The 8,603-nt window shown below is 38.2% G+C and carries 8 protein-coding genes and 1 pseudogene; 1 reads left to right on the forward strand and 8 read right to left on the reverse strand.

The genetic code is table 11. The features are described 5' to 3' along the window. The 4 genes from msrA to mecA all read right to left on the reverse strand — a co-directional run. On the reverse strand, positions 1 to 819 hold an 819-nt coding region (gene msrA, locus SMSK597_RS0102560; protein WP_000818196.1), incomplete at its 3' end, for a peptide-methionine (S)-S-oxide reductase MsrA. A 212-nt stretch (positions 820 to 1,031) separates the two neighbouring features. Continuing rightward, on the reverse strand, positions 1,032 to 1,901 hold the full coding sequence (thrB, locus tag SMSK597_RS08385) for a homoserine kinase (protein ID WP_000692443.1): 870 nt from the start codon (positions 1,899 to 1,901) through the stop codon (positions 1,032 to 1,034). A 1-nt stretch (position 1,902) separates the two neighbouring features. After that, positions 1,903 to 3,189, reverse strand: coding sequence for a homoserine dehydrogenase (locus SMSK597_RS08390; protein ID WP_000216356.1), 1,287 nt, complete (start codon positions 3,187 to 3,189; stop codon positions 1,903 to 1,905). A 150-nt stretch (positions 3,190 to 3,339) separates the two neighbouring features. After that, the gene (gene mecA / locus SMSK597_RS08395; protein ID WP_000782687.1) at positions 3,340 to 4,077 is read right to left on the reverse strand and encodes an adaptor protein MecA; all 738 of its coding nucleotides are present in this window, start codon (positions 4,075 to 4,077) and stop codon (positions 3,340 to 3,342) included. A 124-nt stretch (positions 4,078 to 4,201) separates the two neighbouring features. Between mecA and SMSK597_RS08400 the strand changes: the two genes are divergently transcribed. Next, the gene (locus SMSK597_RS08400) at positions 4,202 to 5,656 is read left to right on the forward strand and encodes an oligosaccharide flippase family protein (RefSeq protein WP_000245662.1); all 1,455 of its coding nucleotides are present in this window, start codon (positions 4,202 to 4,204) and stop codon (positions 5,654 to 5,656) included. A gap of 52 nt (positions 5,657 to 5,708) precedes the next feature. On the opposite strand, the gene SMSK597_RS13875 is transcribed toward SMSK597_RS08400, so the two are convergent. The 4 genes and pseudogenes from SMSK597_RS13875 to SMSK597_RS0102575 all read right to left on the reverse strand — a co-directional run. Then, positions 5,709 to 5,840: a hypothetical protein gene (locus SMSK597_RS13875; protein ID WP_004238090.1), complete on the reverse strand. Its 132-nt coding sequence runs from the start codon at positions 5,838 to 5,840 to the stop codon at positions 5,709 to 5,711. A gap of 5 nt (positions 5,841 to 5,845) precedes the next feature. Continuing rightward, positions 5,846 to 7,273: pseudogene (locus SMSK597_RS08405) on the reverse strand (MBL fold metallo-hydrolase); the annotation flags it as partial. Positions 7,274 to 7,398: 125 nt separating this feature from the next. Then, a complete protein-coding gene (locus tag SMSK597_RS08410) occupies positions 7,399 to 8,214 on the reverse strand; it encodes a LicD family protein (RefSeq protein WP_001199640.1) in 816 nt (271 codons plus the stop codon). 1 nt (position 8,215) lies between these two features. Continuing rightward, positions 8,216 to 8,603 (reverse strand): LicD family protein (locus SMSK597_RS0102575; protein ID WP_000396701.1); only part of this gene is annotated, 388 nt, incomplete at its 5' end.

Here is an 8,603-nt window from a genome sequence, read left to right on the forward strand (position 1 = left end):
ATCTGTGAAAACATGACCCAAGTGAGCATTGCCTGACCGAGAACGAACTTCAATTCGCTCCATTCCATGGCTGAGATCCTTGTAATAATGAATCAATTCCTTGGAAATCGGACGGCTAAAACTTGGCCAACCACAACCTGAGGCAAACTTATCCTTGGCAAAAAAGAGTGGCTCACCTGTCGTAATATCTACATAAATCCCTTCTTCAAAAGTTTGGTCATAGGCATTGGTAAATGGAGACTCTGTAGCAGCTTCTTGGGTAACACGATAGGACTCTTCGGTTAAGCTTTTCTTTAACACCTTTTGACTAGGCTTTTCATAATTAGAGGCATCAATCAATGGCTTCTCAGCATCGGTCACATCAATATGACAGTAACCTGAAGGATTCTTCTTAAGATAGTCTTGGTGGTAGTCTTCAGCCAGAATGTAGTGACGTAATTGCTCCACTTCTACTGCAATCTTTCGACCAAGCATGCGCTCCTGCTCCTGCACCACTGTGTAGATAGCTGGCAAGTCTGCTTCATCTTGGTAATAAATCCCAGTACGATATTGACGACCACGGTCATTCCCTTGTTGATTGATGGATAAAGGGTCGATAACTCGAAAATAATAGAGCAAAATTTCTCTAAGTGACACTGCTCTCTCATCGTAAATCACTTGGACCGTTTCTGCATGATCTGTTTCCTTGAGCAACTGGTAATTGGTCGTTTCGACTTGTCCATTAGCGTAGCCGACACTGGTTGCTAGCACTCCAGAAATACGTGAAAAATACTCCTCTAGGCCCCAAAAACAACCACCTGCTAGATAAATTTCTGCCATCTTTATTTCTCCTTTATCAAGTTTTTAACTAATACTCTTCGAAAATCTCTTCAAACCACGTCAGCTTTATCTACAACCTCAAAGCGGTGCTTTGAGCAACCTGCGGCTAGCTTCCTAGTTTGCTCTTTGATTTTCATTGAGTATAAACTTCTTCTCAAAAAAAGGATAGGAAGCCCTCTAGTCAAGAGTTTCCCCATCCTATCATCTATTCTTTATTTTGTTTCGACACGGACACCTTGGGTATCAACCTTCAAGTCATGAAGTTTTCCTTTGAAAGGTTGCTTTTCCAATTCAGCCTTAATCGTTGGCATCTTGTCATGAGAAGCCAAAACCATAACTGTCGGCCCAGCACCAGAGAGGTAGGTTGCATAGGCACCATTTTCTTTGGCCACTTGCTTAATCGTCGCAAATTCTCTCACCAAGTCCTGACGATAGCGTTCGTGGAAGAGGTCTCCCTCAATCGCTTGGCCAGCAGTCACCATGTCTCCTGCCAACAAGGCTGCAACCGCCACATTGGCGATAGAGCTAGCTGCAACAGCTTCCTTGTAAGACAATTTCTTAGGTAAGACACCACGGCTGTCTCGAGTGCGCAATTCATAGTTTGGAATGTAGGCTAGGAAATCACATTCTGGGAAGTCTGCTACAATAGCTGAAACTTCCCCATCAACAGAGCTTGCAATAACGAGATTACCATAAATGGCCGGAGCTACATTGTCAGGATGTCCTTCAATCTTTGTCGCTAACTGCAATTTTTCATGGTCAGATAAGTTGAGATTTCCCAGTTGGTTGGCTAGTTCAATCCCAGCAACGATAACCGAGCTAGAAGAACCCAAACCACGCGCCAAGGGAACATTACTGGTCATTTTCAAGCGTCTTGGTTGCAAGTCTGGCACAATTTGCAAAGCGATTTTGAGCAAGAGATTGCGCTCGTCATGAGGAATCCATTTGCCAATCTGGTGTTCAATCAACCACTCATCTCGTTCTTCGCAGACCTCGATTTGAAGGTACTTGGTTACAGCTACACCGACCGAGTCAAAACCTGGCCCGATATTGGCACTGGTTGCAGGTACAATAATCTTCATCTTATTCTCCTAGCACCTTGAAGGTATTCAAGAGGTCGAATTCTGAAACCTTCTTCAATTCAGCTGAGACATTTTCAAGTTGCGCTTTATTAATCTTGTGTGTGATGATAACGACACGTGCATTGTCACCCTCTTTCCCATCTTGGAGGATTTGCTTGAAGGAAATATCTTGAGCGTTGAAGATTTCAGCAAGTTTCAAAACCTGACCTTTTGAGTCTGGCGCCAAGATTGAGAAATAGTAATTTGCTTTGACATCCTCTGGATTAGCCAAGACCAAGTCACGGCTGTATTCGTTGAAGTCTTTGCCAATGGTTCCATCATTCAAGCGACGAACGATACGGACAATATCGGCTACAACACTTGTTGCAGTTGGTTTTTGACCAGCACCTGGTCCATAGTACATAGACTCACCAATACCGATAGATTCTACAAAGACAGCGTTCATTACCCCATTCACACTGGCAAGTGGGTGCGCTTTAGGAAGGAAGGTTGGTGTTACTTCTGCAGCAATACCTGAAGGAGTTTCCTCGATAGAACCAACCAATTTCACTACATAACCCAAGTCTTGGGCTACAGCTACGTCTTCTGGTGTGATATTGCGGATTCCCTTGTGGGCTACATCATCAAAGGCAACCTTCATGCCAAAGGCAAATTGGCTCAAAATAACCATCTTGTAGGCTGCATCAATCCCATCTACGTCATTTGTCGGATCGCTTTCTGCAAAACCAAGTCTTTGCGCTTCCGCAAGAGCATCGTCGTAAGACCATCCTTCTTCCACCATCTTGGTCATCATGAAGTTAGAAGTTCCATTAACTACTCCAAGCACGCGCGTGATTTTATCAGAAGCCAAGGAATTTGCTAAAGTACGAAGAATTGGAATCCCACCAGCTACTGCTGCTTCATAGTAAAGTGCTACCTTGTTAGCTTGAGCGATTTCTAGCAATTCTGCGCCATGGACAGCTAAAAGGTCCTTGTTAGCAGTAACAACGTGTTTTCCAGCTTCCAAGGCACGAGTGATAAAGGTTTTAGCAGGTTCGATACGCCCCATCAATTCCACTACAATGGTAATGTCTTGGTCTGATAAAATATCATCCACATTGGTTACAAAGTTAAAGTCATTCCCTGCTGCAAGCAAGCGATTCTTTTCTTCTTCATCCTTGACCAATACCTTAGCAACTTCAATCTCTGAGTGTGCTGATTGATTAATTTTTTCTCCATTTTCCTTTAGGAGGAAAGGCACGCCACTTGCAACGGTACCAAATCCTAGTAAAGCAATTTTAACTGTCATGTTTGTCTCCTCGAAATTTTCTAATATAGCCATTATAACAGAATTTTGTGAAAATTCCTATTATAGTAAATCACTATTTCAGTATAAAAAGAAAAAACGAATCAGATGATTCGCTCTTCCTAAAATCTAGAAATAATTTTCCAGAAAGGATTATCCAATCTTTTGCAGATTAAGTACTGCATCGTGATTCATCAAGACTTGACCATACTCTTGCAAGACCGAGCGACTGATGTCACTATCGTCCGCAAACTCGCGCATACGGGCCAAAAGCCAAGCTGGATATGGACTTGGATGATTTTCAATATCCACTAGAATGGTCAAATAATAGCGCTCGTTCATTTTGTAGAGTTCAGAAGTTTCCATCTCAAAAGTCACTGTCTTTGAAAAAGCCACCAAATCAGCTAACTTAGAAAAAGAAAGGATGTAATAGATGTAGGGCTCTTTCTTGTTCTCAACTTCTTGTTCAGCTTGCTCCTGCTCTTCTTCCTTGGCTTCGACTTGCTCTAAAGATTGAATCGCTTCAATATCATCTTTAGTCTTTTCTGCAATGCTCTTTTCCAAGGTTTTGATAAATTCATCTGGCGACATTTGAGCCAATTCTTCCATATCTGGTAAATCCGATAAGTCTTCAAAATCTAGATTTTGATCAATCTTTGATTTGGTTACAAAGACATCTACCTTATCAGGTTTTGGAGTCACACGGAAGCTCAACATGCCTGTATCCAGAAAGCTATCAGGCATCTCTAACTCATCCAAGATAGCATAAAAGAACTCTTCTGTTTTTTCTTGAGGAACAAGAAAGTCAGCAATCTCCATGCCTCGATCCATCAAATCCTCTAAAGACATCGTGATTTTCAAAGTTGTATCACTAATTTGTTTCATTTTCATTGCTAGTAACCTCATACTTTCAGTTCTATCTATTATACTAGATTTTTACGATTTTATCAAAAGAATGAAGCGAGAATGTGATATAATACTAGAGACAATTTTACAATACAAGAAAGAAAGTACAATGGTTAATGCACTGGCTAGCTTACTAGTCAATGTTCTCAATATCGTTTTTCCGCTGATAACCAATCCTTATCTGACGCGGATTCTCAGCAAATCCAATTACGGTTATTTCAATACCGCCAATACCTGGGCTAGCTTTGTCATTCCTTTAGCCGCCTTTGGAATCTATAACTACGGAATTCGAGCTATCAGTAAGGTCAAGGATGATAAAAATAAAATCAACTATGTTTTCTCCAAGTTATTCTATATCTCCATTATTACATCTGTTCTAACAACAAGTATCTATTTCCTATTTATTTATCTGGATAATAGTATTGAAAATTTGAAAGAACTCTACTATATACTTGGTGTCCAGGCTCTCTTCCAATTCCTTTATATCGAATGGATGAATGAAGCTTATGAAAATTATACATTCATCTTATACAAAACATTGGTTATTCGTATTGCCATGTTGGTCGCTATCTTCACCTTTGTAAAAACTCCAAATGATATCGTACCTTATGCAATCATCATGAGTGCAACGACAATTCTCAACTATCTACTCAGTTTTCTTTGGATCAAGAGAGAAGTTTCCTTTGTTAAGATTGGTCTTGTCGAATTAGTCAAAGCATCTAAACCACTCTTGACCATGTTGCTTCTAGCTAATGCCAATATGCTCTACACCTTACTCGATAGAATGTTTATTACCAAAGGACCTGATGAAAACTACATTTCTTATTACACCATTGCTTCTAGCATCGTTATGTTGATTGCCAGTGTCCTGAGTGGAGCTATCAACGTTAGTATTCCTCGTCTCGGCTACTATCTCGGTAAGAAAGACTACGAATTTTATAAAAATCTTCTGAACCAAGGAGCTGCCCTCTTTTATTTCCTTATCATTCCAACCAGTATTGGGATTATGGTATTAGGAAACTATGCTGCAGTCATCTACTCTTCTGAAAAATACCTTGAAGCTGGTATTGTGACTAGTGTCTTCGCCTTTCGTACTATCATTTGGGCCATTGAGTTAATCCTTGGTAAACAAATTATCTTCATCAACGACCACGAAAATCGTTTAACAGCCTTTTACTTTATTGGTGGTGGAACTAATATCCTACTCAACAGTCTCTTGTATTTCAATAATATTTTTGCACCAGAGTACTACATTGCTACTACTATTATTGCAGAAACTGTAGTTGTTCTACTGGAAATTTACTTTATCAAGAAACATCATCTGCTTGACTTAAAAGAAATCTTTACTACTTTAACACGCTATACTATTGTATCGCTCGGATTCATTCCGATCTATTTTGCGTTTAAATTCCTTTTCCAAATCAACTCTTATATAGTCAACCTCAATATGATACTCATGGTTCTCTCGACTGTTGCGACTTACGGTATCTTTTATCTCTTGACGCTATTTCTTACCAAAGATAAAACACTCCACTATGCACTTGCTAAGATTAAAAGAAATTAAAAGAGTTCATTTCTTTATGATTTTCTTGCTTTTCTTCCTTATTCATCTTGTCTTATTTATCAGTTAGAGTAGCTGTTTCCTGTTTGTTTGTAGATTGATTTGGCTTCTTATCAGAAGTAACTACTTGTTTCCATACACCTTCTTCATTAACTTTATAACCATCAGGTGTTGTTGCATTCTTCAATAAGGGATTCCATTCTCATCGTAATAATACCAATTTCCTGACACTTTTTTCCAACTAGAAGGTTTTCCATTAGATTGAAGGACACCATTAGTAGCAAAGAACATTTTTTTGCCGTTAAACTCGTGCAATCCTGTTAACATTTTTCCTTCTTTATCAAATAAATATTTTTGTCCAGAAATTTCCACTAATTCATTATATTTCCGAGCCCCTGTAGCGGTAATGTAATATAGTACCAAAAACCGTCTTTCTTAAACCATCCGGCTTCTTGCATCTTACCACTACTGTTTAAATAGTACCAGTTCCCATCAAGCTTTTCTCGGGAGTCATTCAAATAAAGCCATTTGCTAGCTTGCATTTGTCCTTGTCCATTAAAGAAATAATAAACACCGTCTATTTTTCGCCAACCAATCGTCATTTCTCCATCGAACAAGCGATATTTCCAGTAACCTTCTTCTTTATATCATTATACTATTTTTCTCTAACCGACGGTATATCGGGGAAAACTTTCGAAACATCAGTAAACCCTTTTTCATCTATATCAAAAACAGTCGCATCTTTTGTATGACTAAAAGCTTTTACTATTTTTATATTCTTTTCTCGTAGTAGAGTCCTAGTAGATTCACGATTAATATCTGATACACTTGTCTGAACAACAATACTTGGTAATAAATTATTAATAAAGTTAGCTGTATTAGAAATGTTAGCATCATAGTGATGATTCCATTTCATCATGTCTACTTTACCAATTACAGGACCTAACTTATCTTCTGCTCCCTCAGCATTATCCAAGTCTCCACCCAAATAGATTCTCTTACCTGCTACTTTCACAACTGCTACAATTGAGTTAGAATTGTCATCAAATACCCTTTTTAGATTTCCGTTGCTATCATACTCATTTTTATAGTTATACAGCTGAATATCCATGGAACCCAAATTAAAATGACTATCTGTATCTGAGATATCTTGTATCAATTTTAATCCACGTTCAGTAGCAGTCTTTATAGCATTATCGTAATTATAAAGATTTTCCCACAACCTCCATTTTGTTGTAATACGTTCATCAGCGTATCTTTTTAGATAAAATCTAGCTTTTCAATACCAACTTGTTTTAAATGACGGAACCATCGATCCTCTAAAACTTGGTCATTGTCCATGGTTATTCCCCACCTATCTGGATAACGTGGGTTACTTCCATCTGGGAAATCATAATCCTCACCCATATCAATTAAAGCAAAGTGCCCTCAGCTTTCTAAGAGAATATCATCACTCCCTGACTTAGATTTTAAATTAATAAAGTCGATGCGGATACCATCCCCTGTGGAAATGGTATCCGCATCGACTGATGATAATTTGGCAGCTATAATTAAAGTACATATGAGAAAGCTAAATAATATTAACTTCCTTTTCTTTATATTCTTCGTTGTATGCCACACTTTCTTTTATCATTTCTATAAAACATAATTTTAATCCATTTTCATATCCAGCTTTGTATATGAATTGTACTGTCCTGATTTTCTCAAATAAACACCCAAAAGATTCGCTCTCTTATAAGCCTGAGCTACTTCTCTATCTTTCGATAAGCTTTAATACTGTGGCTATACCACTCTTGCATTTCTTTTGATGGTGGTGTCATATAATCTCCATACATCTGGGTTAAAAATTGATCATATTTTTTAGGGACTGGTAACATACGGCCTTCAAACTCAGTTAAAATCAGTTCTTTAAAGGTATCAACTGGGAAGATTTCTTTCATTCCTTCCTTACCGATTCCAATTCCCCCTTCATATTGAGGAGTGTTGGTTGCAGCATTTTTGACTAGTTGATCAATTTTCTTGTAAAAGTAGCGAGGATTGACAAATCGGAGAGCGTACCAACTACATAATCTAAGAAAATCTTTTAATTTGCTATCGCCGTGAACTGCTCGTGATTTTTTGATATAAGCTAGTTGACGAAGAGCCACATACTTATAGCTCTTGTCGACAATGCTCAAGTCTGTAAAGCGATCAATTGGGAAGACATCGATAAAGAGACTGGTGTCATGACGCTTGTACTTAACATTGTCTTCGATAACAGTAGAAGTATCCAAAATCGATGCGAAATTATGGAAGTACCAAGAAGAAGTGTCGTAGGAGAGAACCTTATAACGTGGATGGTTTTCTTCCTCAATGATCTTCAATAAGCGCTCATAATCTTCACGATAAAGGGAAATATCAATATCATCATCCCAGGGAATCATGCCTTTGTGGCGGATAGCTCCAAGCATGGTTCCATAACTGAGAAAATAAGGAATATTATGTTTCTTACAAGTCTCATCAATATAATCTAGCAGGGCTAGTTGAATTTCTTTAATTTCTTCTTTTTCTAAATATTGCATCCTAATCCTCCAATTTGTAGGCATGAAATTCATGACTGTAGAAGCGTTTTTCTTCAGGTGGCAAGGTCATATAATCCCCATAAAATTGCGTCAAAATAGTATCATATTTTTCAGGTGCGGGAAGGCTTAAATTCTCAAAGGACAAATCGATTGTTTTATCAAAAGTACCACTTGGAAAGACTTCCTTTTCCTTAAATTTAGAAGGGATAAAGGCTATATATTGACCATTCTCACGACTATATTTTTGAATTTCTTTCTCTATTTTATGTGCGAAGTAACGAGGAGAAACAGGTCGAAGGAGCAACCAAAAGGCCGTTCGTATCCAATCTTTTAAAAGGCTATCCTTATAGACAATATTTTTGTGTTTACTGAAAGACAGAAGTTTAAAA

The organism is Streptococcus mitis SK597 (assembly GCF_000148545.1).
In the GTDB taxonomy this organism is placed as follows: domain Bacteria; phylum Bacillota; class Bacilli; order Lactobacillales; family Streptococcaceae; genus Streptococcus; species Streptococcus mitis_C.